The organism is Mesorhizobium sp. M0830 (assembly GCF_040319965.1).
Lineage (GTDB): Bacteria > Pseudomonadota > Alphaproteobacteria > Rhizobiales > Rhizobiaceae > Mesorhizobium.
In genome coordinates this window covers 158,609-181,848 of record NZ_JAMYOR010000004.1, presented here as the reverse complement: position 1 = coordinate 181,848, position 23,240 = coordinate 158,609, and the positions used below count along the sequence as shown (strand labels likewise).

The following is a 23,240-nucleotide window of genomic DNA, read 5'->3' as shown; positions in this document are numbered from 1 at the left end:
CTCCGCCCGTGGATGACGAAGATGGGGGCTTCCGCCAGAGAATGGTAGGACGATGGGGCAAGCGGACGCTCACACCGCCGCGACGAACCCGTCCAGCACGCGTTTCTGGCCGGCCTTGTCGAAGTCGATGGTCAGCTTGTTGCCTTCGATAGCGGAAATGTTGCCGTTGCCGAATTTCTGGTGGAAGACGCGGTCGCCGACACTGAAGGCGGACGGCTTGTCGGCGACGGATTTGGCGACCAGCTCGCCGTCGATGGTGCGGCCCTTGACCGAGGTGCGGCCGGCGCCGTAGCCGGAGTCCGTCTCGCCATAGCCGATGCGCTCGACCTGATGGCCGGAGCGCGAACCCCAGTTGCGATCGGTCGCCTCGGTGCGGTTGGCCTGCACGCGCTGCCAGCCCGGCGTCGCGTAGGTGTTGGAGAAGGCGCCGGATTTTTCGGTGTCGGCGCCGACATTGTCGAAGCGCGAGGCGCCATAGGGGTTTTGTCTTCCCGCGCCTTGGCCGCCGCGGCCGGAAGCAAAAGAACCGCCGCCATAGGAATTGCCATAGCCGCCATAGGAGTTGCCGCTTTCGGCGACCTCGACATGGGCTTCCGGCAGTTCGTCGAGGAAGCGCGATGGGATCGTCGATTGCCACAGGCCGTGGATACGGCGGTTGGAGACGAACCACAGATGCAGGTTCTTCTTGGCGCGGGTCAGGCCGACATAGGCAAGGCGGCGCTCTTCCTCCAGCCCCGAGCGGCCGCCTTCATCGAGCGCGCGCTGGTGCGGGAACAGGCCTTCCTCCCAGCCGGGCAGGAACACGGTCTCGAATTCGAGGCCCTTGGCCGAATGCAGCGTCATGATGTTGACGGCATCAAGCTCGGCATTCTGCTCGGCGTCCATGACCAACGCGACATGCTCGAGGAAGGAGCGCAGCGATTCGTACTCCTCCATCGAGCGGATCAGCTCCTTCAGGTTCTCCAGCCGGCCGGGCGCTTCGACCGAGCGGTCGTTCTTCCACATGTCGGTGTAGCCGCTCTCTTCGAGAATGGTTTCGGCGAGTTCGGTGTGCGGCGTGGTTTCCAGCGCCTTCTGCCAGCGCTCGAAATTGGCGGCCACTTCGCGCAATGCCGCGCGCGGCTTCGGCTTCAACTCGTCGCTTTCGGCGAGTTTTGCCGCGGCTTCCAGCATCGGGATGCGGAGCGCGCGGGCGGTGTCGTGGATCTGCCGGATAGTGGCTTCGCCCAGGCCGCGCTTCGGCACGTTGACGATGCGCTCGAAGGCGAGGTCGTCGGCGCCTTGCGCCACCACGCGGAAGAAGGCCAGCGCATCGCGGATTTCCATGCGCTCGTAGAAGCGCGGGCCGCCGATGACGCGGTAGTTGAGACCGAGCGTGACGAAGCGGTCCTCGAACTCGCGCATCTGGAATGAGGCGCGGACCAGGATCGCCATGTCGTTGAGATTGTGCTTTTGGCGCTGGTAGGCCTCGATGGTCTCGCCGACGGCGCGGGCTTCCTCCTCGGAATCCCAGGCGGCATGGACATGCACCTTGCCGTCCTCCGGCTCGTCGCGGTCGGTGAACAGCGTCTTGCCGAAGCGGCCCTCATTGTGGGCGATGAGGTGGGAGGCCGCGCCCAGTATGTGCGCGGTCGAGCGGTAGTTTCGCTCCAGCCGGATGATGGTGGCGCCGGGAAAATCCTTGTCGAAGCGCAGGATATTGTCGACCTCGGCCCCGCGCCAGCCATAGATGGATTGGTCGTCGTCGCCGACGCAGCAGATGTTTACGGTGGCGCTGCGCTGATATCCCTCCCCCTTGAGGGGAGGGTGGCCGGGCGAAGCCCGGTCGGGTGTGGTCCTCGCGGCAGTGCTCGACGTTCTGGAGGTGCCTTCTGCGGCGACCCCCTCCGCCCGCTTCGCGGGCACCTCCCCCTCGAGGGGGGAGGACTGCGGCCGCTGCGCCAGGAGCCGCAGCCACATGTACTGGGCGGTGTTGGTGTCCTGATACTCGTCGACAAGGATGTATTTGAAGCGCTTGTGGTATTCCTTCAGCACGTCCGGATTGGCGCGGAAGATGCGGATCGGGTGGCACAGAAGGTCGCCGAAGTCGCAGGCGTTCAGCGTCTGCAGCCGCGCCTGATAGGCCTTGTAGAGTTCACGGCCCTTGCCGTTGGCGAAGGCGCGGGCGTCGCCCTCGGCGATGTCGGCCGGGCCTTGCCCCTTGTTCTTCCAGCCGTCGATCATCTGGGCGAACTGCTTGGCTGGCCAGCGCTTGTCGTCGAGGCCCTCGGCCTGGATCAATTGCTTGATCAGCCGTACGACATCGTCGGTGTCGAGGATGGTGAAGTCGGATCTCAATCCGGCGAGTTCCGCATGGCGGCGCAGCAGCTTGACGCCAATCGAGTGGAAGGTGCCGAGCCAGGGCATGCCCTCGACATTGCCTTCGCCGATCAGGACGCCGATGCGGATCTTCATCTCGCGCGCGGCCTTGTTGGTGAAGGTCACCGCCAGGATCTGCGAGGGGAAGGCCTTGCCGGTGGCAAGGATGTGAGCGATGCGGGTGGTCAAGACGCGGGTCTTGCCGGTACCGGCTCCGGCCAGCACCAGAACCGGACCTTCGGTGGTTTCCACAGCCAGCCGCTGTTCCGGGTTGAGCCCTTTCAGGTAGTCGGGCGCGTTGTTGTGGCCGCTGCGGGCAGCCATGGCGCGCGCGGCAATGCCCGACGGGGCCGAAGGCCGCGCATTGGGTTCGTCGAAAAAAGGCATGTCTTCGGAAAAGCCGGACATTGCCCCGAATGTAGTGATTCGGGAGCGAAAGACCAGAAGTGTCTACGTTTTGTTCCGGTAAAGTGCCTGATATCGCCGTTCAAGCCTCGCGGTAACCGAGAGCGACGAAAAATCGATGTCCGAACGAGCGCGGCTTGTCGCTTATCCCAGCGCCGAGACTGCTGGAAAACCCTGATGCAGGCAAGATGGATTTCTACCTCAGCGTGTGCTGCGCGCTTGACAGGCGCGCGGGGCAGGAGAAAGTGTGCCCAGGGCAGGAAGGTAACGCCGGTTGCCAGGGCCGCGTGTGAGAGCGCGCAACAGTCGAAGGAGTATCATCTTGGCTGTCACCGTCACCTCCCTCATTCTCTTGCTCATCGGCCTGGCGCTCGGCAGCGGAGGCATCTGGTTGGCGTCGATGGGCGGCAGCTGGTACTACATCATAGTCGGCCTCGCCTTCCTGATCACAGCCTGGCTGCTTTACCGGCGCAGGTCCACCGCGCTGTGGCTTTACGCGGCGATCGTGCTCTGCACGCTTGCCTGGGCCGTCTGGGAGACCGGGTTCGATTGGTGGGAACTGGGCCCCCGCGGCGGCATCATCGTGCTGGTGGCGCTTTGGCTGCTGACGCCGCGGGCGAGACGGGGCCTTGCCGGTCCCGATGCACGCGCGCCGCTCATTCTTGCCGTGCTGGCATCGCTTGCCGTCGCCGGCTACTCGATGACGGCAGATCCGAAGGACATTGCCGGCGAACTCGGCACCGACAAGGTGATCGCCAACGCCAATCTCGGCAATGATGTGCCGGCCGGCGAGTGGCACTATTACGGACGCACGCAGTTCGGCCAGCGCTATTCGCCGCTCGACCAGATCACGCCGGACAATGTCGCCAAGCTGCAGCCCGCGTGGACCTACCGCACCGGCGACGTCAAGGGACCGGACGACGTCGGCGAGACCACCTATCAGGTGACGCCGCTGAAGATCGGCGACACGCTCTACATCTGCACGCCACACAATTTCGCCATCGCCATCGATGCCGCGAGCGGCAAGGAGAAATGGCGCTACGATCCCAAGATCAAGCTCGACAAGGACCGCCAGCACCAAACCTGCCGCGGCGTGTCCTATTATGCCGATGCGGCCATCGCCGCCGGCCAGCCATGTGCTGCCCGCGTCTACCTGCCGACCTCGGACGCCCGGCTGATCGCGCTCGATGCCGCCAACGGGCAGGTCTGCCCCGCCTTCGCCGAGGGCGGCACGCTGAACCTTTTGACCAACATGCCCTATCCGAAGTCGGGCTATTATTACTCGACCTCGGCGCCGCTGATATCAGGCGGCAAGATCATCGTCGGCGGCGCGGTCAACGACAATTATTCGACGCAGGAGCCGTCGGGCGTCATCCGTGCCTACGACGCTGCCACCGGCAAGCTGCTGTGGAACTGGGATTCCGGCAATCCAGACCAGACGACGCCGCTGGCGGCCGGCCAGACCTACACCGCCAACTCGCCCAACATGTGGTCGACGCCGAGCGCCGACGAGAAGCTCGGCCTGCTCTATGTGCCGCTTGGCAACCAGACGCCGGACCAGCTCGGCGCCGGGCGCAGCGCCAACGTCGAGAAGTTTTCGTCGTCGATCACCGCGCTCGACCTCAACACCGGGCAGTTGCGCTGGGTGCGGCAGACCGTGCACCACGATCTCTGGGACATGGACGTGCCGGCCCAGCCGAGCCTGATCGACATCACCAAAGAGGACGGCACGGTGGTGCCGGCGCTGGTCGGGCCGACCAAGCAGGGCGACCTCTACGTGCTCGACCGGCGCACCGGCGAGCCGGTGATCGCGGTCAAGGAAGTGCCGGCACCCGGCGGCGCCATCGAGGGCGACCATACGTCGCCGACGCAGCCGGTGTCGGATCTTACCTTCAATCCGAAGCCGCTTACCGGCGCCGACATGTGGGGTCTCACTATGTTCGACCAGTTGGCCTGCCGAATCGAATTCCAGGCCCTGCGCTATGAAGGCCGCTATACACCGCCTTCCGTCCAGGGCTCACTGATCTATCCCGGCAATTTCGGCACCTTCAACTGGGGTGGCGTCGCTGTCGACCCGGTCCGGCAGGTGATGTTCGGCATGCCGACCTACCTGGCCTTCAAGTCGCAGCTCATTCCGCGCGACCAGGTGCCGCCGCCGGACGAGGGTCGCGGCAGCGAGCAGGGATTGAACCGCAACGAGGGCGCGCCCTATGCGGTGGTGATGGGGCCGTTCCTGTCGCCGCTCGGCATCCCTTGCCAGGCGCCGCCCTGGGGCTATGTCGCCGGCGTCGATCTCAGGACCGGCACCATCGCCTACAAGCACCGCAACGGCACCGTCTACGACATGACGCCGCTGCCGCTGCCGCTGAAGGTCGGCGTGCCTGGCATCGGCGGGCCGATGATCACCGCCGGCGGCGTCGCTTTCCTGGGCGCCGCGGTCGATGACTATCTGCGCGCCTATGACCTGACATCGGGCAAGCAGCTGTGGCAGGCACGGCTGCCTGCCGGCGGGCAATCGACGCCGATGACTTATATGGTGGCCGACGGCCGCCAGTTCGTGGTCATCGTCGCCGGCGGCCACGGCTCGGTCGGCACCAAGCCGGGGGACTATGTGATGGCCTACGCGCTGCCGAAGTGAGGGTGGCGCAACCTATGAGCTAGCCGAGCCCCAGATGGCTTTTCAGGCTGGGTACCGATCCGAGTATGCGGTTGGTGAGGTCAGGGCCGGCGGCGGCTTCGGCTTGCTGGACCAGCGTTTCGCCGGCCTTCTGGATCTGAGCCAAATCGAGCCCGGACGCCTTGAGCGCCGCGAGGCCGTTGACCAGCGCGCCGGCCTTTTCGCCGAGAACCCCGCCAAGCGGCGCCTTGCAACGACGACAGGAACCCGCCACCACCGCCAGCCGGAGCGGCGGCCATGACATCATACTGGTGGGCGAGGTCGTCGGCGCCGGGGATCTTGGCGAAAAACGCCGAGGCGCTGGTGCCTTCCGCCTCATGTTCGAGCACCGAGAAGATGGTGCCGACGACTTTCTCCGTCGTCGCCTGGTCGAGGCCCGCTTTCTGCGAGACGGTGTTGACGATATCCTGGACGTTCATGGTCTCACCTCAACCTTGGGTTTTCGCGTTTGTAGAGCGGTTCCGGTCACAGCGGACGCTGACCAAAGATCGTCTGCCCGCATCCACAGCCGCCGAGAGTAGTGCCGGAGCCGTAGCGGCGGCAAGGACGATCGTGCGCGCGAGGATCGGGTGAGGCATGGTCATTGCTCGCTCCTTTCGAGTCGGGACATGTGAGGCATGCCGGTCAAGGTGCCATCGATAGCGGAGAGCTTCTTTCATTATTGTGGCAGCGCCAGCAGGATTATCGCCGATGACCAAGAGGTGATGACATGGGCGCCCGCGGCGCCGGCCTTGCCGGCCGCACTTGCGTGACCGCGAGCGGGCGCTCGACTGGATCATGCCGCCTCGGTCCCTATGTAGCTCAGGTATCGAAGCTCGAAGCCGAGGAGTGCACCATGCCGAAATCAGCTGCCCCGACACCCACCATCACCCAGGCGATGATCGATGCCTATGACGAGTACACGCATCTGACACTCGACCGCCGCCGCTTCATGGAGCAACTGACCCGGCTTGCCGGATCAGGCGCGGCGGCTGCGGCGATCGCGCCGCTTCTGGCGGCGAATTCCGCCCAGGCGGCAATCGTTGCCGACAACGATCCGCGGGTGAAGGGTGAGGACATCAGCTATCCCGGCAGCAGCGGCGAGATGAAGGGCTACCTGGTCAAGCCGGCGGATCAGGCGGGTAAGCTTGGCACGGTCATCGTCGTGCATGAGAACAGGGGACTCAACCCGCATATCCGCGACGTAGCGCGACGCGTAGCGCTGGAAGGGTTCGTGGCGCTGGCGCCGGATTTTCTGTCGCCGCTCGGCGGCACTCCGGCCGATGAGGACAAGGCGCGCGACATGTTCACCAAGCTCGATTCGGCGCAGACCATTGCCGATGGTGTAGCGACTGTCGCTTTCCTCAAGAGCGACAAGGACGGCAACGGCAAGGTCGGTGCCGTCGGCTTCTGCTGGGGTGGCGGCACGGTCAACATGCTTGCCGTCAACGCGCCAGATCTCAATGCCGCCGTCGCATATTATGGCATGCAGCCGAACGCCGCCGATGTGTCGAAGATTAAGGCGACCTTGCTGCTGCACTATGGCGGACTGGACGAGCGCATCAATGCCGGCATCGATGCCTTCAAGAAGGCGCTCGACGCCGCGCATGTCGAATACACGGTCTATGTCTATGAAGGCGCCAACCATGCCTTCAACAACGACACCTCGGCCGCCCGCTACGACAAGAAAGCGGCCGATCTCGCCTGGGGACGCACGATCGCCTTCCTGAAGGAGAAGCTGGCGTAGCTCTCAGCGAGCCGGTTTGTGGAAGGCGACGCCGGCGACCACCAGCGCAATGCCGAGGCAATCGGTGAGGCTTGGAATCTGGCGCAGCACGATGACGCCGATCAGCGTCGCGGTGACCGGCAGCAGCGACAGCATCAGCGCGAAGCTGGCGCGCGGCAGCCGCGACATGGCGAGTTGGTCGCAGATGTAAGGAATGACGGAGGAGCAGATGCCGACGCCGATGGCGGCGAGCAGCAGCGGCCGTGAGAAAAAGGCCGGCAGTGCATCTCTGAAGCCGATCGGCAGCACGATGATGAAAGCGATCGCCATGGCGGCACCAAGACTGGCGATGCCGCCGCCCGCGCCTGAAGCGGCGATGCGGTGCCCGAGCACGATGTAGCCGACAAACAGAGTACCGTTGAGGAAGGCCCAGAACAGTCCAAGGGGATCACTCGACCACTTGACGTCGATGAGGAGCAAGGTGCCGGCGACGGCAATGGCAAGGGCGGCGAGATTGCGCGTGGTCCTGAGCCCGATCACCGCGACACCGATGGTGCCGACGAATTCGATCGCCGCCACCAGCGAGATCGGCAAGCGATCGAGCGCCAGGTAGAACGAACAGTTCATCACCGCCAGGCAGGCGCCGAAGGCCAGCAACAGCAGCCGGCTCGAGCGATCGGCGCGGACGAGCGTTCGCCATGGACGGGTCATTGGTGCGAAGATCAGCGCGGCGGCAGCGATGCGCAGCCAGGCCATGCCGAGCACGCCGACATGCGGGAAAAGCAGCACGGCAAATGCCGGCCCGAGATAATGGAAGACGGCGCTGACGCCGAACCAGACATGCGGCGGCAGTGTTGTCGCTAGCCTGCGGAAGGGAAGGCCGGCAACGGCGGGGTCTGCCGCAGGAGCTTGCGTCTGATCATCCATCGGATCAGTATCGCAGGCGGTTTTGCCTGTTCATATGGGTGATGATTGGCTTTTCCGGCCGGTATCCTCACGGAAGCAAGGATTTTTCCATGAAACGCCTTCGGATTGAAAGCGCCAACCTCGATGCCGCGGATATGAAAATCCTGCGCTTGCTGGAAAAGGACGCGCGCATCAGCACGGCGGAGCTTGCGCGCTCGGTCGGCCTGTCGGCGCCGAGCGTGGCCGAGCGCATCAAGCGGTTGCAGGAGAGCGGGGTCATCGAGGCCTATTCAGTCAGGATCAATCCCGCGGCACTCGGCCTGCCGGTGTCGGCGTGGCTGCGCATCCGTCCGGTACCGGGGCAACTGGCTGTCGTGGCCGAGATCATCCGCGATCTGCCTGAGATCGCACAATGCGACCGGGTGACCGGCGAAGATTGTTTCATCGCGCTGGCGCATGTCGGCTCGGTGGCCGAACTTGAGCGTGTGATCGACCGCATCATCCCTTACGCGATGACCAATACGGCGATCATCCAGTCGTCGCCGGTGGTGGCGCGCTCACCACTGGCAGCGGTGAAGCGTACGGTTTGAGCGAGCAGGAACGTTTATGCGTGGCCGCGCTTCAGGCGGGCGCGCTTCAGGATGGTGCGCCAGCGGATCATGTCGAACGGGATCGGCTCGTTGTTGTTGGCAATATGGAAGATCTCGTTGTCGACATTCTTGAGCGAGCGCCAGAAATCATAGTCGGTGATGCGCGGATCGGCAGCCAGCTTGTCCACTTCGACCTTGATGTCGGTTTTCATGCACTTTCCTCGAACCGGCTTCGCCGCGCCGCCCGCATCGCAACCCAATGCGATCGTTTTCAACCGCTCCGCTGAGTCGTTCAACGGCTCAATTGGCTTCTTCCCGTTAAAACCTCGGTAAGGTTAACGCGGGCGCCAAGCGGCTTCAAGCTGGCTTGCGGCGAATCCCGATTGAACGGCCGGCGCGCTCCGGCATCGGCAGTGCCGAATGGGCGGCGCGCATGGCTTCGACTTTGGCAAGCACATCGGCTGGGAAGGGCGCCACCTTCGGCCCGGACATGTCGACATGCAGTGACAGGGTCTCGGAGGTGGCGGCGAGCCAGCCGTCGACGTGGCGGATTTCCTGGTAGGCCCGCAGCCGCTTGTCGTCATGGTCGAGGAGTTGGAAGGAGACCGTGACCTTGTGCCCGAGATGCAGCTCCTGCACGTAGCAGACATGGACTTCGGCTGTGTAGATGGTGAGCCGCCGCTGACTCACGTAATCCAGCCCCATGCCTATCGCTTCGAAGGCTTTGTCCGAGCAGCGGTCGAACAGCACGTTGTAATAGGCCATGTTAAGATGGCCGTTGTAGTCGATCCAGTCCTTCTCGATGTCCATGGGTTTGGAGACGAAGGGGGCGGGGATGGGCATCGAAACTTCCTTGTTCTGGTGCTGGACAGAGCGTGGCCGGTGAGTGTCTTCATTCTGACGCAATTCCTCAGGGAAAGCGCTACGCGGTTTCCCGGGAAAACCGCTTCGCACTTTTCCTGGAATTGCTTTAGGCATCCATAGACGCATAACAAGCATGGGCGCTGGTCCATTCGCGGAGGAATTCATGGCTCTGAGCGACCTCAACCCGGTCGAACGCAACGAGGAAGGCATCGCTGCGGTGCTCGGCATCCTCAAGCAGCGGCTCGGCGAACGCTTCCAGACCGGCGAGGCCATCCGCTCGCAGCACGCGCACACCACCACCTATATTCCGACGCAGGCGCCGGACGGCGTCGCTTTCCCGGAGACGACGGCCGAGGTGCAGGAGATCGTGCGCGCCTGCGCCGCGCACCGCGTGCCGGTGATCGCCTTCGGCGTCGGTTCGTCGCTGGAGGGGCACACCAACGCACCGGGCGGTGGCATATCGGTCGACACCTCGCGCATGAACCGCATTCTCGCGGTCAATCAGCAGGATCTCGACTGCACGGTCGAGCCCGGCGTTACCCGCGAGGATCTGAACCGACATCTGCGCGACACCGGCCTGTTCTTTCCGATCGATCCCGGCGCCAATGCCTCACTTGGCGGCATGGCGGCGACACGCGCATCCGGCACCAATGCGGTGCGCTACGGCACGATGCGCGAGAATGTGCTTTCGCTGACGGCCGTCATGGCCGACGGCGAGACGGTGACGACCGGCAAGCGCGCGAAAAAGAGCTCGGCCGGCTATGATTTGACGCGGCTGCTGGTCGGCTCGGAAGGCACGCTCGGTATCATCACCTCGCTGACCTTGAAGCTGCAAGGCATCCCGCAAGCGATCTCCGGCGGCGTCTGCCCGTTTCCGAGCGTCGAGGCGGCCTGCAACGCGGTCATCGCGACGATCCAGATGGGCATTCCGGTGGCGCGCATCGAGCTGGTCAACGCCTTGCAGATGCGGGCGATGAAGAATTATTCGAAGCTCGACTATCCCGAGAGCCCGTGCCTGTTCGTCGAGTTCCACGGCAGCGATGCCGGTGTGGCCGAACAAGCCGAGACTTTCGGCATGATCGCCGAAGAGAATGGCGGCGGGCCGTTCCTGTGGACCAGCGTCGCCGAGGAACGGACGAAACTGTGGAAGGCAAGGCACGACGCCTACTGGTCGTCGCTGACGCTGCGGCCGGGCGCCAAGGGCCTGTCGACCGATGTCTGCGTGCCGATTTCGCGCCTTGCCGAATGTGTCATGGAAACCGAAGCCGATATCGCCGAGATGGGCCTGATCGCGCCGATCGTCGGCCATGCCGGCGACGGTAATTTTCACGTGCTGGTGCTGATGGATGTTAACGATCCCAAGGAGATCGCGCAGTCGGAAAAATTCGTCGCGCGGCTCAACACGCGGGCGATCGCCATGGATGGCACCTGCACCGGCGAGCACGGCATCGGCCAAGGCAAGATCGGCTTCCTGCGCCATGAACTCGGCCACGGCGTCGACATCATGCGCACCATCAAGCAGGCTCTCGATCCGCAAAACATCATGAATCCGGGCAAGATATTGCCGGGGATAGACTGAAGGGGATCCGATCCAGCGACGAACCGAGTGATTGCCTACTTCTCCTGTGCGCCCTGAACAAGGGTTTGCAGCATGGAGCGGGTTGGCGCGAAGAACGTCGTACCGGTGTGCGGCGTGGAGAAATCAAGCAGCCGGTCGTAGGCGCCCGGCGGCTCACCGATATACATGCGCTGCAGCATCTTCTCGGTCACCCAGAGGTACCTGCTATAGCCGATAAAGTAGGTGCCGAACTCCTGCTGTCCCGGTCGGCCGAAGGGCATGTTGTCGCGCAATATGTCGTATTCGTTACCGTCGGCATCTTCGATGGTGGCGAGCGACTTGTGCGACTTGCGCGGGGCGTCGTCATCGTCGATTTCGATGTTGTCGATCTTGGTGCGGCCGATGATCTCTTCCTGGAGCGGTGTCGGGGTTCGCGCCCACGCCTGGAGATCGTGCAGGTATTTCTGAACGACGACATAGCTGCCTCCGGCGAAGTCGGCATCCTCATCGCCGACGAGCGCTGAGGCCGGCAGATCCAGCCCGGTCGGGTTGGCCGTGCCGTCGACGAAGCCGAGCAGGTCGCGCGCATCGAAATAGCGAAAGCCCGAGACTTCGTCGACGACGTTCACGCCGTCACCGAGATTGTCGAGCAGAATGCGCTCGAACTCGAAGCACATGTCGGGACGTTCGGAGCGGATGTGGAAAAGAAGGTCGCCGGCGGTCGAAGGGGCCGAATGAACAGCGCCCTTGATCGGCGCGAACGGTTTGAGTTCCATCGGCCGCCGATCTGGAGAAAGACGATCCCAGAGATCGCGGCCGATGCCGGCAATGCACGAAAGCCGTCCCGAAAGGTCACGGAATCCGACATTCTTCACCAGATCATCAAGTTCTCCGAGCACGGAGGCGACCTTGGCGAGCGCGCTCCGCTCGTTGGCGACATTGACGACAAGAAAGACCGCCGAAAGCGACAGCGGAGCGTCGATACTTTGCGCGTCGATAGGCACGCGATCCCAGTTCTTGCCCGACATCTAAATTCTCCACTTCGCCGGGATTTGTTTCAGATCACCGGACATCACGCAACACCGGATGAATTGCCTCTTTATCGACACGCGGATGCGGGTAGAGTGCGGCAGAATTTCAATCAACCTGTTCGGAGCTGATGCTCGCTCGCCTGTTCGTGACCTTCGGTGGCCTTTTTGTGCTGGTGCTCTGTGCGGCGCTGGTGGTGCCGTATTTTGTCGACTGGACTAGCTACCGCGCCGATTTCGAACGCGAGGCAAGCGCCATTCTCGGCCGCAAGGTGACCGTGCGGGGCGACGCCACGGCCAGGCTGTTGCCGTTCCCGTCGGTGACCTTCGCAAATGTCGCCGTCGCCGGCGGCCCCAACGGCCAGCCGGCCATGACCGTCGAGACGTTTTCGATGGATGCGGAACTGGCACCCTTCCTGCGCGGTGAAGTGCTGATCTTCGACATGCGGCTGGTGCGGCCGAAAGCGACCATCGATATCGCCAATGATGGCACGGTCGACTGGGCGATGCGGCCGTCCTCGCCGTTCGATCTCAACCAGATCTCGATCGAAAAGCTGACGGTGACGGAAGGCCAGGTCGAGCTGCGCCATGCGGCCGGCGGGCGCAGCCATCTCATGTCCGAGATCAACTCGACCATTTCGGCCAAGTCGCTGGCCGGCCCGTGGCGCATGGACGGCACGCTTCGGCTGGACGGGTTGCGCACCGCGGTCGCGGCCTCCACCGGCAAGGCAGAAGGCACCGGACAGATGCGGCTTCGGCTGAAGGCCGATCCCGATGCCTATCCGCTGGTCATCGAGACCGACGGCAATGCCGGCATCGTCAATGGGGCGGCCGTCTATTCGGGCCAGTTCAAGATTTCAAATCAGGACAAGAATGGCGCCGACAAGAACAGCGCAGAGCTGCGTGGCACTGATGGCGAGACGGTGAAGGTCTCTGGCGGCAAGCCCGATCCGGGCTTTCGCCTGAACGGCAAGTTTTCGCTCGACCATCAGAAGTTGGGCGTCGACGAATTTCGCTTCGAGACCGGGCCGCTCGACAATCCCTACACCGCCGACGGCAAGGCCTCGGTCGATCTCGGGCTAAAGCCGAGCTTTGCCATCGAAGCCAGTGGCGCTCAGGTGCAGCTCGACGAGGCCGTGGGTGCGCAAGCTGGTGCCGGCCTGACATTGGATCAGCGCATTGCAGGGCTGGAGCAGGCTTTGCTCGATCTGCCGAAGCCGACCATTCCCGGTACCGTCGAGGTCAAGCTGCCAGCGGTGGTGGCCGGCGACACCACGGTGCGCGACGTTCATCTTTCCGCCGAGCCGGTCGATGGCGGCTGGTCGGTGAAATCGCTTGCAGCGACCTTGCCCGGTCGCACCAGGCTGGAAGCCGATGGCAAGGTCTTGCTCAATGTGGAGGGCCATTTCGGCTTCAACGGCTCGTTGCTGCTGGCCGTGGCTCAGCCTTCGGGTTTTGCAGCGTGGCTGTCGAAGGACGTCGACGAGGCGATCCGCCGTTTGCCCGCCGCCGGCTTCAAAGCCAAGGTCGACCTCTCGGAAAAGCGGCAGGCCTTCAGTGACCTCGAACTGATCCTGGGCAAGGCGAAGTTTTCCGGCCGCATCGATGCTAGCCAACCTGATGATGCCAAGCCGTCGGTGCTGATGCGGCTCGAAGGCGGCGAGCTCGATGTCGACGGCCTGGCGGCCTTTGCCTCGATCTTCGTCAGCGACAAGGGCGCCAATCGATTTGCCGACCGCGACCTCGATTTCCAGATCAAGGCAGGGCCGGTCAGCGCCGGCGGGCTGACCGCCGACACGGTCGATACCGCGCTGAGGTTGCGCGACGGGCTGCTCGAAATCGACCGGCTGTCGGTGGGCGGGCTGGCCGGCGCCTCGATCAGCGCCACCGGCAGGATCAAGGATTTCCCGGCACGTCCGACCGGCAAGCTCGACGCCTCGGTGGTTGCCGTCGACCTTAAGCCACTGATCGACGTCGCCGCCCAGCATTATCCCGACAGCGCCGTGCTCAAGGGACTGGCAAGCCGTGCCGCCGCCTATCCCGAGCTGTTCCAGGATGCGCGCGTCGACCTGGTGGCGAGTGCCGCCGACAATGGCGATGGCACCTCGGGCCTGGCGGTGAGCGGGCAAGGGAAGGCCGGCGGGTCGGCTTTTTCCGCGTCGCTGTCGGGAAGGGGGGCGGGGGACAAGCTTCTCGAAGCGCCGGTGGCGTTGACCTTCAACGCCAAAAATCCTGACGCCACTGCGCTGCTGGCGCTCTACGGCCTGCCGGCGCTGCCGCTTGGCATGCTGGGCGAGGCAAGCACGGACATCCAAGCCAAGGGCACGCTTGGCGGCGGCCTGGCGACAAGTTTCAGCCTTGCCGGCGACGACTTCAAGGCCGGATTCGAGGGGACGATCGCCGATACGCCGCAAGGCCTCGCCGCCAAGGGCAAGCTTAGCCTCGACGCCGCCGACATCGAACCATGGCTGATGACATCAGGCATCGGCCTGCCAGGCATGGGGGCCGGCATGTCGACGTCGCTCTCCGCGCAGGGTGATTATGGCAACGGGCTGCTGGTGCTGGACGAACTCAGCGGCGCCATCAACGAAGCGGCGGTGTCCGGCGACGTCAATGTCGACGTGAAGGACGGCGTGCCGCATCTGGCCGGAGCGCTGGTGCTCGACGAACTTGATCTCGATCCGATGGCGGTGGCGCTGTTTGGCGATTCCGCCTTTCTTGCCGACAAGGAAGGGGCCGATAAGGGTGGGGCGTGGCCGGCCACGCCGATCAGCCAGAAATCCAGCCTGCCGTTCACCGCCGATCTCGATCTGACGACGGCAGCCCTTGCCGCCGGTCGGTTCGCCACTGCGTATGATGCCGCCTTTTCGCTCAAGCTCGACCAGGAAGGTATTCGCGTTTCGGATCTCAAGGCGAAATTGCTGGGTGGCGCGCTGACCGGCCTGTTCGAGCTGAAGAACAATGACGGTACCGGACTTTTCACCGGGCAGATGAAATTGGCCGGCGCCGATCTTGCGACCATGCTGCCGGATGCCGGCATCAGCGGCAATGGTGATTTCTCGACGGCGCTGTCAAGCAGCGGCAAATCGGTCGAAGGGATGGTGGCCGCCTTGTCCGGCTCCGGTACGGCGGCGTTGAGGGGCTTGCAGGTCGCCGGCGTCAATCCCGATGCGTTCAGTGCATTCCTCGCCAAGGCGGATGCGATCGGTCGCGATATCGATGCGGCCAAGACCGCCGGCTTCGCGCCTGAAATCGCCGCCGACGGCAGTTTTGCCGCCAAGGACACCGATGTCGCCTTCACGGTTGCTGGCGGTATGCTCAGGGCGCCGCCGGTCAACCTCGAGAATCCGGCAGCGACCTTGTCCGCCGACATTGAGGCCGATCTCAATACCAGCAAGATTTCCGCCAAGGGGACGATCGCCTATCGGCCGGGCGATGAAGCCCTGGTCGGCTCCGAGCCGACGGTGAATTTCACCGCCGAGGGGCCCCTCGGCGCGGTGAAACGAGAGTTCGACAGCGAGCCGCTGGCGCAGTTCCTGACCCAGCGCGCGCTGGAAAGGGAGCAGCAGCGTGTCGAGGCGATGCAGGCCGAATTGCTCGAAAAGCAGCGGCTGCGGCGCGAGGTACGCTACTACGCGGCGCTGCAGGATGAGCGTGACAAGGCCGCCGAGGAATTGCGCAAGCAGGAGGAAGCAGCGCGGCTTAAGGCCGAGGCTGAGGCGAAGGCCGAAGCGGATGCGCAGGCGAAAGCCGAGGCCGACGCCAAGGCCCAGGCTGAAGCGGATGCGCAAGCGAAAGCCGAGGCCGACGCCAAGGCCCAGGCTGAAGCGGATGCGAAGGCGAAGGCGGATGCCGACGCGAAGGCCGCGGCCGAACAGCAGGCTGCCGACGAGGCCGCCAAGGCGCAGGCCGATCAGGAGCGGCAGAAGGCGGAAGAGGCGATGCGCATTGCCTCGCCGCAGGAGAAGGCAAGGCTCGAGGCTAAACGCAACGCCGCACAGGCTCCGAAGGTGGAGCGTGCGCCGCTGCCGGAGGCTCGCGACAACCCGCCGCCGGCCAAGCCGAAGTCCAATCCGTTCACCATCGACAATCTGCTGAAGTCGCTGCAGTAGGCAGCAGGAGGCTTTTCCCGTCCTGGGATAGTCTCAGAGAACGAGCAGTTCGGCGCAGTCGGTGACATAGCGGGCGTGGCGGAAATCTCGGACGGTCAAGAGTTTGCCGTCCTGCCAGGCCAGCAGGATGAAATAGGATGGCCGCGCCGCTGGATCATCGCTGTCGCGGACGAGGGCTGCCGGCCTGCCCTCGATAAAGCCCGCCACGAAACGCCAATCCTGCACCTGGGAATAGTTGTGGAAGTAGGTGCCGACCTCCTGGCGACCATTCAGCCGCGTCCTTGCCACCAGCTCCAGCCGCACCTCATCGGCCAGCATGTCGCGCACGGCGTCGAAATCGCGGGCGTTGAACCGATCGATGTAAGCATCGAGCAGCAGACGCTCTGCGCCGCTCAATCTCGGAACAGGGCGGTCGTCCGGTTCGTCCGCAAGATGGCGCAGCCGATGACGACCACGATGCAGCGCCGCCTTTATGGCGGGGATGCTGGTGTCGAGCGTGGCGCTGATCTCCTGCAGTGAATAGCCCAGAACGTCCATCATGATGACGCTGCTTCGCTGCGTGACGGGAAGGCGCATGAAGGTATGAAGGCCGGCCGCCGCGGCCTGACGGGCGGCAGTGGGGTTTGCCGGATCGACGATCATGTCCAGGTCCTCATCGGAAAAAGACTTTTCACGGGCTCGCCGGCGCAGGAAGTCGAGCGCCGTATTGTGGGCGATGCGGAACAGCCAGCCCTCCGGATTGGCGATCGGGCCGGTATTCGGCAGCGCCTCGAATGCCTTGGCCAGGGTTTCCTGCACCACGTCTTCACCGTCGATGACTGAGCCCGTCATGCGGGCGCAGTAGCGGTGCAGCTTTGGACGCAGTTCGCCGAACAGGCGGCTGAAGACTTCGCGTTGTTGGACGTCAATGGTGATGTTCATGCGTACCGTGTTCCACCTACTGGTCGAGCATACGGTAGCTGCCCACAACAGTCATTTCCTCGCTGTGTGGACGCTCGATGCAGCGATCCCTGATGCCAATCTGAAAGGCCTCGAATGCCGCCAGCCCGGTGATGATATCGGCATGGGCCTCGGTTTCCGTCTCGACCAGATGGACAAAGGTCCCGTCGTCGGAACGCCATGTCATGTAGCGAACGCCGTCCGGCGATTTTTCCCGCAGCTCATGGAATACGCCCTTGACCAGCCGTTCATTCTCGTCGGCCCGTTCCGGTTTCGTCTTGTAGCGTATCAGGAGGCGTTTCATCGCAGTTGTTCCTCTTCGTTGCCCCATGCTCATGTCCGAGACGTTGCGGCGAAGCCAAAGGATTCCGGGTGACGGGAAAATAGCTCTTTCCGTGCATCTGGGCTTCACGCCCGATCGAGCAGCCGCCTCAACATCGGTTCGATGCGCGACAGCTCGTCGAGATGTGCCGCCGATAGCTCGGCCAGACAATCGTCGGCGCGCTCGGTCAGCTGCAGCAGCACGCGGCGATGATCGTCCTTGTCCTGATTTCTAGCGACCAGCCCTGCCTCGCAAAGGCGGTTGACCAGCTCGACGGCGCTATGATGGCGAGTGCGCAAGCGTTCGGCCAGATCGCCAACCGTCACCGGCCCGCCGCCGGGGAAACCCTTGATTGCCAGCAGCGCCTGATGCTGGCGCGGAGTCAGGCCGGCGCCTTCCGCCTGGATTTGGCTGAATTCGAGAAAGCGGCGGATCAGGTATCGAAACTCGGAAAGCCGCTGGTAGTCGGCCTGGCTGATGGCGGGGCGTGGTTTTTGTGGCGGCGACATATTCAGACATGTGTTCGTTTTCCGACGAAAACTCAAACGGATTTCGGGCGAAACCGGCTTGAACAAATATATCGTGTTACGATACATAGCCACCGACAAACCCCGGCTGGCCTTTTCGACCGTGCCGCAACCACGTACGGCCCGCAGCCAGGAAGCAAAGCCCGCCATGAAGATCCACCACTCGAATCCGGAGCATCTGCGTGATTTCACGACTGATGCCAGGGTGCTGCTTGTTGCTGCCATTGCGGTGGTCGTGGCGACGGCCGGACTGGTTGCCGGTATCGCGCTTTTGAAGCTGATCCGGCTGGCCACCAACATCGCCTATTTCGGCCAGTTCACGCTCGCCGACCTGAAACTCGAAGACACGCCGCTGGGCTATGCCTCCATCATCGTCCCGGTGATCGGCGCGCTGATCATCGGCCTGATGGCGCGCTTCGGCAGCGAGAAAATCCGCGGTCACGGCATTCCCGAGGCTATCGAGGCGATCCTGCTCGGGCGTTCCAGGCTCGATGCCAAAGTGGCGATCCTGAAGCCATTGTCGTCGGCGATTTCGATCGGCTCCGGCGGGCCCTTTGGCGCCGAGGGTCCGATCATCATGACAGGCGGAGCGATCGGCTCGCTGATCGCGCAGATGCTGCCGGTAAGCGATACCGAACGCAAGACGCTGCTGGTTGCAGGTGCGGCGGCGGGAATGACCACGGTCTTCGGGACACCGATCGCCGCCATCATGCTGGCAGTTGAACTGCTGCTTTTCGAATGGACCCCGCGCAGCTTTATTCCGGTGGCGGTCGCGGCAATCATTGCCCAGGTCGAGCGCACCATGCTGCATCTGCCCGGACCGATCTTTCCATTTCAGGGCGGCATGGAGGTATCCTTTGTCGGCCTTGCCGGCTGGGTGGCGATCGGCATCGCGGCAGGCCTGCTGTCGGGACTGCTGACGCAGATGGTCTACGCTTGCGAGGACGGCTTCCAGAAGCTGCCCATCCACTGGATGTGGTGGCCGATGCTGGGTGGTCTGGTGGTCGGCATAGGCGGGCTGATCGAGCCGCACGCGCTCGGCGTCGGCTATGACAACATCACTGACATGCTGGACGGCCGCACGATCGCGACCGCGGCATTCCTCCTTCTGGTGGTGAAGGCCATCATCTGGTCGGTTGCGCTCGGCTCGGGAACGTCGGGAGGCGTGCTGGCGCCGCTGCTGATCATGGGCGGGGCGATGGGGGCGGTGCTGGCCGGCGTTCTGCCCGCGGCGGATCCGGGCTTCTGGGCACTGCTGGCGATGGCCGCCACCATGGGCGGCACGATGCGCGCGCCGTTGACAGCCACCTTCTTTGCCGTCGAACTGACCGGCAATACGCATATACTGGTGCCGCTGATCGCGGCTTGCGCCGCGGCGCACGCCGTCACCGTGCTTTTGATGAAGCGGTCGATCCTGACCGAGAAGATTGCCAGAAGGGGACACCATCTGGTTCGCGAATACCGTGTCGATCCGTTCGCCTTGACCAGAGTGCGCGAGGTGATGACATCTGAGGTCGAAAGCGTGCCGGCGACGATGACGCTGCATGGCGCCGCAGCCTTCCTGACCGCGCCGGAAACACGGCATCCGAGTTTTCCGGTGGTCGATGAGAACGGCCATGTGCTGGGTCTCATCGATCCGCCGGCGATCTTGCGCTGGAGACGCGCCGGCACGCACCGCACCACGACGCTTGGCGAGTTGTTGGCCGGCAGCAAGGTGACGCTGGCCTATCCGGACGAGTATCTCGAAGGCCTTTCCGACAAGCTGCTGATGGCCAATGTGTCCCATCTGCCGGTCGTTACCCGTGAAGGCCTGCGACTGGTCGGTTATGTCGGTTGGAAGGATCTGATGCGCGTGCGGTCGAGGAAGCAGGCTGAAGAGCGTGACCGCTCGACCTTGCTAGGCTTCGGCACAAAGCGCGGCAAAAAGGAAGCGACGATCGAGGGCCTCTAGGAACTCGTTCCGCGTTTCACCCACTCGAGCACATAAAGCCTCAGCGCCGAGGACAGGTTGGTGTCGCGAGGCCGCGTCTCGTCGACTTCGGCAACAAGAGCGGCGAGCGTCAATTGCCGCGTGGCCGCGATCGCGACGAGGTCGTCATAGAAGGGTTTTTCGAGCGAATAGCTGGTGCGGTGACCGCGAATGGTCACCGAGCGCTTTTCGACCGCGCTCACTGCGGAGCGCTCATTGCTCGCTTTCGCCGCCAGATGGCTCGCGGCGGTGACCAGCGACGAATTTCTCGGCCTGGTCGGCGACTAGGTGGTCGCGTTGCTTCTCACCTTTGGAGCGGCCGTATAACACCCGGTTCTGTTCGGCGATCCGCACCTTTTCGTCCCGCGCCCTCTGCTTGCGGGCCTGGCGGAGATTGACGATGTCGGCCATGGCGTTAACTGCGGGCTTATTTCTTGCGGAAGGCGTCGAGCGAGACCACTTCGGCGCCCTTGGTGGCGGCGTCCGCCGCCGCGGGCTTCTTCTCCGCCTCGGCGGCAGCCTTCTTTTCGGCCTTCGGCTTTTTCTCGGAGACGATGGTCAGCGGCTCGGGTGTCGGTGTTGCCGGTTCCTCGTCGGGCTGAGCATCAGTCTTGACGTCGAATTCGAGCTCGAAATTGACCGAGGGATCGTAGAAGCCGCGCACGGCCGAGAACGGGATTTCGAGTTTCTCAGGCACGTCGGAGAAGGACAGGCCGACCTCGAAGCCGGTGTCGGTCACCTTCAGGTCCCAATACTGGAACTGGATGACGATGGTCATCTGCTCGGGATAGCGCTCGCGCAGACGCGATGACACGCGCACGCCCGGCGCACCGGTCAGGAAGGTGATGAAGAAGTGGTGATTGCCGGGGAGGCCAGTACGCGCGACTTCGGCCAGGACCTTGCGCATGACGCCGCGCAACGCCTCCTGGGCCAGAATGTCATAGCGAATGTGGTCGTCGGCCATGTGACGGTCGGGTTCCGTTGAATCGTCCGCATAGCTGTAATCAAGCTTTAGGGCGGCGTAAACCTGATATAGACCGCCACCGCGCCGATAGGAGGACTATTGCCAACGATTTGATCGCTCAGGCGCTGGCGAGCGCGGTCTGCTTTTCAATCGATGTCGTGGCGCGGCGCTTGCCAAAGGCGCGCAGGAAGGTGCGCACGCCATTTGTCGCGGATTGCACCACTTCATCCTCGCGCGGCGAGCCGCCAAGCATGAAGGTCGTCTGCAGTTCGGCATTGACGAGGCCAAGGAACTGGCGTGCCGCCACATCGGGGTCCTCGATCGCGAGGTAACCGCCATAGGCGAGGCGGGCAAAGCGGGCGGCGATCGCCGGCCATGTCCTGCCCGGTCCCTGTTCGCGCCACTCTGCAAACAGTTCGGGATAGCGCTCACCTTCGGTCTGGATCAGCTTGCGCAGGAATTTTCCGTCACGGCTGCAGATGCAGTTCTGGTTCAAGCGAACGGCAAAGCCAATCAGATCCGCTTCGAGATCCTTGGGCTGATCGGGGAAGGTAGCGATGGTGGCGAAGATGCCGGCATTGCAGCGTTCGGTCAGATCACGAACCACCGCGACGAACAATTTCTCCTTGTCACCATGATGATTGTAGATGGTCTGGCGCGAGACGCCGGCTTCGGCTGCGATCAGATCGATGTTGGCGCCGGCGAACCCTTCGCGGCAAAACACGGCAGCCGCGGAATCGACGATCGACAGGCGCTTGGCCTCATGGCCGCGTGGCGGGAAAGTGTCAGGAGAGACGTGCAGCTTCATAAAAATCTATATAGAGGTGATTGACGAATTAGACAATACTGTCTAAATTTGTGGACATAAAATGAAGAGATTTCGCCCGCAGAGACGAACAAAATTCGCTCTTGAGGTGTCGGAATCTCATGGGGATGGAACGTCCTAGGTTAGACGTCGCCCGCGGCGGCAAGCAGTCTTGAAAGAAGCCCTTATCATGAGTCCCAAATTCCTCCGCATTGCGGTCGTGCTCGGCCTGTTGTCCGCCATCGGCCCGTTCGCCATCGACATGTATCTGCCCGCATTGCCGTCGATCGGCGCCGATCTCAACGCCGGCACCGCTGCCGTACAGATGAGCCTGTTGATCTTCTTCCTGTCGATGGGCTTCGGCCAGATTGTCGTCGGGCCAATCTCAGACATGGTCGGCCGCAAGCTGCCGCTTTATGGCGGCCTTGCGCTGTTCATCGTTGGCGGCATCGGATCGGCCATGGCGCCGAACATCGAATGGCTGATCGCTTTCCGCTTCCTGCAGGGGCTTGGCGCGAGTGCCGGCATGGCGGTGCCGCGCGCCATCGTGCGCGACCTGCATACCGGCAACGAGGCCGCCAAGCTGATGTCCTTGCTGATGCTGGTGTTTTCGGTGTCGCCGATCCTGGCGCCGCTGACCGGCAGCCAGATCATCGAGAATTTCGGCTGGCGCGCCGTGTTCTGGACGGTGACGGGTGCGGCACTGCTGGCCACCATCCTTTTGGCAACCTCGCTCAAGGAGACGCGGCCGGCGGAAGAACGCGTCGGTTCCTCCTTCGGCACCGCGCTTGCCGGCTACCGCTTCCTGATGGGCGACCGCAACTTCCTTGGCCTTGTGGCGATCGCCGGCTTCGGCATTGCGAGCTTCTTCGTCTATCTGTCGAGTTCGTCCTTCATCCTGATCGACCATTACGGGCTGTCGCCTTCGGTCTACAGCGTGTTCTTCTCGATCAATGCGGTCGCCTTCATCGGCATGTCGCAGCTGACGGGATTGCTGGCCCAGCGGTTCGGGCTGCGGCGCGTGGTGCGTGTCGCGGTGACCGGCTATGCCACGACGATGGTGGTGCTGTTTGCGGTGATGGCGACCGGCGTCGACCGGCTCGACGTGATGGCGGCACTGCTGTTCATCGGCTACGGCTTCCTCGGTCTGGTCATCCCGACCACCTCGGTGCTGGCCATGGAAGAACATGGCGAGATCGCCGGCACGGCTTCGGCGCTGATGGGCACGCTGCACTTCGCCATCGGCGCGCTCGCCATGGGCGTTGCCGGCGTGTTCTTCGACGGCACGCCGCTGCCGATGGTGGCCGGTATCACGCTATGCGCGGTGATCTCGTTCACACTGGCCAAAGTCACGCTCGGCCGTTCGCGCGAAGCAGCCCAGGCCCCGGCGGAATAGGCAAGCGCAAAAGCATGAAAAAGGCCGGGTTCGTCCGGCCTTTTTCATGCCCGCGGGCCAGCTACGCCGTGGATGAAGCGGACACGCTCCTCAACCGGAAGCTGCCGTTGCGCGT

General features: G+C 63.5%; 20 protein-coding genes. 7 read left to right on the top strand and 13 right to left on the bottom strand.

The genetic code is table 11. The annotated features are described in order from the left end of the window. Positions 1-69: 69 nt before the first annotated feature. The gene (locus tag NKI20_RS04700; protein WP_352828719.1) at positions 70-2,766 is read right to left on the bottom strand and encodes an ATP-dependent helicase; all 2,697 of its coding nucleotides are present in this window, start codon (positions 2,764-2,766) and stop codon (positions 70-72) included. A 319-nt stretch (positions 2,767-3,085) separates the two neighbouring features. Between NKI20_RS04700 and NKI20_RS04695 the strand changes: the two genes are divergently transcribed. Further along, positions 3,086-5,401: a glucose/quinate/shikimate family membrane-bound PQQ-dependent dehydrogenase gene (locus NKI20_RS04695; protein WP_352828716.1), complete on the top strand. Its 2,316-nt coding sequence runs from the start codon at positions 3,086-3,088 to the stop codon at positions 5,399-5,401. A 19-nt stretch (positions 5,402-5,420) separates the two neighbouring features. On the opposite strand, the gene NKI20_RS04690 is transcribed toward NKI20_RS04695, so the two are convergent. Next, positions 5,421-5,654 (bottom strand): hypothetical protein, encoded by a 234-nt coding sequence (locus NKI20_RS04690; RefSeq protein WP_352828713.1) that lies wholly within the window; start codon positions 5,652-5,654, stop codon positions 5,421-5,423. A 621-nt stretch (positions 5,655-6,275) separates the two neighbouring features. Here NKI20_RS04690 and NKI20_RS04685 point away from each other — a divergent pair. Continuing rightward, entirely contained in the window at positions 6,276-7,166 is an 891-nt protein-coding gene (locus NKI20_RS04685) for a dienelactone hydrolase family protein (RefSeq protein ID WP_352828782.1), read from the top strand. Positions 7,167-7,169: 3 nt separating this feature from the next. On the opposite strand, the gene NKI20_RS04680 is transcribed toward NKI20_RS04685, so the two are convergent. Beyond that, the gene (locus NKI20_RS04680; RefSeq protein WP_352828710.1) at positions 7,170-8,072 is read right to left on the bottom strand and encodes an EamA family transporter; all 903 of its coding nucleotides are present in this window, start codon (positions 8,070-8,072) and stop codon (positions 7,170-7,172) included. Between the two features lie 89 nt (positions 8,073-8,161). Between NKI20_RS04680 and NKI20_RS04675 the strand changes: the two genes are divergently transcribed. Next, positions 8,162-8,641, top strand: coding sequence for an Lrp/AsnC family transcriptional regulator (locus NKI20_RS04675; protein ID WP_352828707.1), 480 nt, complete (start codon positions 8,162-8,164; stop codon positions 8,639-8,641). 14 nt (positions 8,642-8,655) lie between these two features. Here NKI20_RS04675 and NKI20_RS04670 read toward each other — a convergent pair whose 3' ends face one another. Together NKI20_RS04670 and NKI20_RS04665 are read right to left on the bottom strand one after the other, a co-directional pair. Further along, positions 8,656-8,853 (bottom strand): hypothetical protein, encoded by a 198-nt coding sequence (locus tag NKI20_RS04670; RefSeq protein ID WP_023757051.1) that lies wholly within the window; start codon positions 8,851-8,853, stop codon positions 8,656-8,658. 145 nt (positions 8,854-8,998) lie between these two features. Beyond that, on the bottom strand, positions 8,999-9,484 hold the full coding sequence (locus NKI20_RS04665) for a thioesterase family protein (protein WP_352828703.1): 486 nt from the start codon (positions 9,482-9,484) through the stop codon (positions 8,999-9,001). Between the two features lie 184 nt (positions 9,485-9,668). Here NKI20_RS04665 and NKI20_RS04660 point away from each other — a divergent pair, with 184 nt between their 5' ends. Next, positions 9,669-11,084 (top strand): FAD-binding oxidoreductase, encoded by a 1,416-nt coding sequence (locus NKI20_RS04660; RefSeq protein WP_352828700.1) that lies wholly within the window; start codon positions 9,669-9,671, stop codon positions 11,082-11,084. 35 nt (positions 11,085-11,119) lie between these two features. On the opposite strand, the gene NKI20_RS04655 is transcribed toward NKI20_RS04660, so the two are convergent. Next, positions 11,120-12,091, bottom strand: coding sequence for a Dyp-type peroxidase (locus tag NKI20_RS04655; RefSeq protein WP_352828697.1), 972 nt, complete (start codon positions 12,089-12,091; stop codon positions 11,120-11,122). A 131-nt stretch (positions 12,092-12,222) separates the two neighbouring features. On the opposite strand from NKI20_RS04655, the gene NKI20_RS04650 reads away from it, so the two are divergent. After that, the gene (locus tag NKI20_RS04650; RefSeq protein ID WP_352828694.1) at positions 12,223-16,203 is read left to right on the top strand and encodes an AsmA family protein; all 3,981 of its coding nucleotides are present in this window, start codon (positions 12,223-12,225) and stop codon (positions 16,201-16,203) included. A gap of 33 nt (positions 16,204-16,236) precedes the next feature. On the opposite strand, the gene NKI20_RS04645 is transcribed toward NKI20_RS04650, so the two are convergent. The 3 genes from NKI20_RS04645 to NKI20_RS04635 all read right to left on the bottom strand — a co-directional run bounded on the left by NKI20_RS04645 (position 16,237) and on the right by NKI20_RS04635 (position 17,973). Further along, the gene (locus tag NKI20_RS04645; protein WP_352603049.1) at positions 16,237-17,124 is read right to left on the bottom strand and encodes a sigma-70 family RNA polymerase sigma factor; all 888 of its coding nucleotides are present in this window, start codon (positions 17,122-17,124) and stop codon (positions 16,237-16,239) included. A 16-nt stretch (positions 17,125-17,140) separates the two neighbouring features. Next, entirely contained in the window at positions 17,141-17,446 is a 306-nt protein-coding gene (locus NKI20_RS04640; protein WP_352603047.1) for a hypothetical protein, read from the bottom strand. A 104-nt stretch (positions 17,447-17,550) separates the two neighbouring features. Beyond that, on the bottom strand, positions 17,551-17,973 hold the full coding sequence (locus tag NKI20_RS04635; protein WP_352727651.1) for a MarR family winged helix-turn-helix transcriptional regulator: 423 nt from the start codon (positions 17,971-17,973) through the stop codon (positions 17,551-17,553). Positions 17,974-18,139: 166 nt separating this feature from the next. On the opposite strand from NKI20_RS04635, the gene NKI20_RS04630 reads away from it, so the two are divergent. After that, positions 18,140-19,942 carry a chloride channel protein gene (locus tag NKI20_RS04630; RefSeq protein ID WP_352828691.1) on the top strand — a complete coding sequence of 601 codons (1,803 nt, stop codon included), beginning with the start codon at positions 18,140-18,142 and terminating at the stop codon, positions 19,940-19,942. Here NKI20_RS04630 and NKI20_RS04625 read toward each other — a convergent pair. From NKI20_RS04625 to NKI20_RS04610, 4 genes are all read right to left on the bottom strand, one after another. Beyond that, positions 19,939-20,163 (bottom strand): ribbon-helix-helix domain-containing protein, encoded by a 225-nt coding sequence (locus NKI20_RS04625; RefSeq protein ID WP_023757060.1) that lies wholly within the window; start codon positions 20,161-20,163, stop codon positions 19,939-19,941. The two genes, NKI20_RS04630 and NKI20_RS04625, sit on opposite strands and share 4 nt — an antisense overlap. A gap of 10 nt (positions 20,164-20,173) precedes the next feature. Then, a complete protein-coding gene (locus NKI20_RS04620) occupies positions 20,174-20,371 on the bottom strand; it encodes a DUF4169 family protein (protein WP_023757061.1) in 198 nt (65 codons plus the stop codon). Between the two features lie 16 nt (positions 20,372-20,387). Beyond that, positions 20,388-20,924 carry an SspB family protein gene (locus NKI20_RS04615; protein ID WP_023757062.1) on the bottom strand — a complete coding sequence of 179 codons (537 nt, stop codon included), beginning with the start codon at positions 20,922-20,924 and terminating at the stop codon, positions 20,388-20,390. A 118-nt stretch (positions 20,925-21,042) separates the two neighbouring features. Next, on the bottom strand, positions 21,043-21,732 hold the full coding sequence (locus NKI20_RS04610) for a TetR/AcrR family transcriptional regulator (RefSeq protein WP_352828687.1): 690 nt from the start codon (positions 21,730-21,732) through the stop codon (positions 21,043-21,045). A gap of 187 nt (positions 21,733-21,919) precedes the next feature. Between NKI20_RS04610 and NKI20_RS04605 the strand changes: the two genes are divergently transcribed. Continuing rightward, positions 21,920-23,125, top strand: a complete 1,206-nt coding sequence (locus tag NKI20_RS04605; protein ID WP_352828684.1) for a multidrug effflux MFS transporter — start codon at positions 21,920-21,922, stop codon at positions 23,123-23,125. Positions 23,126-23,240: the final 115 nt, after the last annotated feature.

Bases quoted from the DNA above. Each gene is read 5' to 3' on its own strand.
- NKI20_RS04640 (WP_352603047.1), bottom strand. From the start codon at position 17,446: ATGAAACGCCTCCTGATACGCTACAAGACGAAACCGGAACGGGCCGAC.
- NKI20_RS04645 (WP_352603049.1), bottom strand. From the start codon at position 17,124: ATGAACATCACCATTGACGTCCAACAACGCGAAGTCTTCAGCCGCCTG.
- NKI20_RS04610 (WP_352828687.1), bottom strand. From the start codon at position 21,732: ATGAAGCTGCACGTCTCTCCTGACACTTTCCCGCCACGCGGCCATGAG.
- NKI20_RS04670 (WP_023757051.1), bottom strand. From the start codon at position 8,853: ATGAAAACCGACATCAAGGTCGAAGTGGACAAGCTGGCTGCCGATCCG.
- NKI20_RS04630 (WP_352828691.1), top strand. From the start codon at position 18,140: ATGAAGATCCACCACTCGAATCCGGAGCATCTGCGTGATTTCACGACT.
- NKI20_RS04655 (WP_352828697.1), bottom strand. From the start codon at position 12,091: ATGTCGGGCAAGAACTGGGATCGCGTGCCTATCGACGCGCAAAGTATC.
- NKI20_RS04680 (WP_352828710.1), bottom strand. From the start codon at position 8,072: ATGGATGATCAGACGCAAGCTCCTGCGGCAGACCCCGCCGTTGCCGGC.
- NKI20_RS04700 (WP_352828719.1), bottom strand. From the start codon at position 2,766: ATGTCCGGCTTTTCCGAAGACATGCCTTTTTTCGACGAACCCAATGCG.
- NKI20_RS04665 (WP_352828703.1), bottom strand. From the start codon at position 9,484: ATGCCCATCCCCGCCCCCTTCGTCTCCAAACCCATGGACATCGAGAAG.
- NKI20_RS04615 (WP_023757062.1), bottom strand. From the start codon at position 20,924: ATGGCCGACGACCACATTCGCTATGACATTCTGGCCCAGGAGGCGTTG.
- NKI20_RS04650 (WP_352828694.1), top strand. From the start codon at position 12,223: ATGCTCGCTCGCCTGTTCGTGACCTTCGGTGGCCTTTTTGTGCTGGTG.
- NKI20_RS04605 (WP_352828684.1), top strand. From the start codon at position 21,920: ATGAGTCCCAAATTCCTCCGCATTGCGGTCGTGCTCGGCCTGTTGTCC.
- NKI20_RS04620 (WP_023757061.1), bottom strand. From the start codon at position 20,371: ATGGCCGACATCGTCAATCTCCGCCAGGCCCGCAAGCAGAGGGCGCGG.
- NKI20_RS04660 (WP_352828700.1), top strand. From the start codon at position 9,669: ATGGCTCTGAGCGACCTCAACCCGGTCGAACGCAACGAGGAAGGCATC.
- NKI20_RS04685 (WP_352828782.1), top strand. From the start codon at position 6,276: ATGCCGAAATCAGCTGCCCCGACACCCACCATCACCCAGGCGATGATC.
- NKI20_RS04675 (WP_352828707.1), top strand. From the start codon at position 8,162: ATGAAACGCCTTCGGATTGAAAGCGCCAACCTCGATGCCGCGGATATG.
- NKI20_RS04635 (WP_352727651.1), bottom strand. From the start codon at position 17,973: ATGTCGCCGCCACAAAAACCACGCCCCGCCATCAGCCAGGCCGACTAC.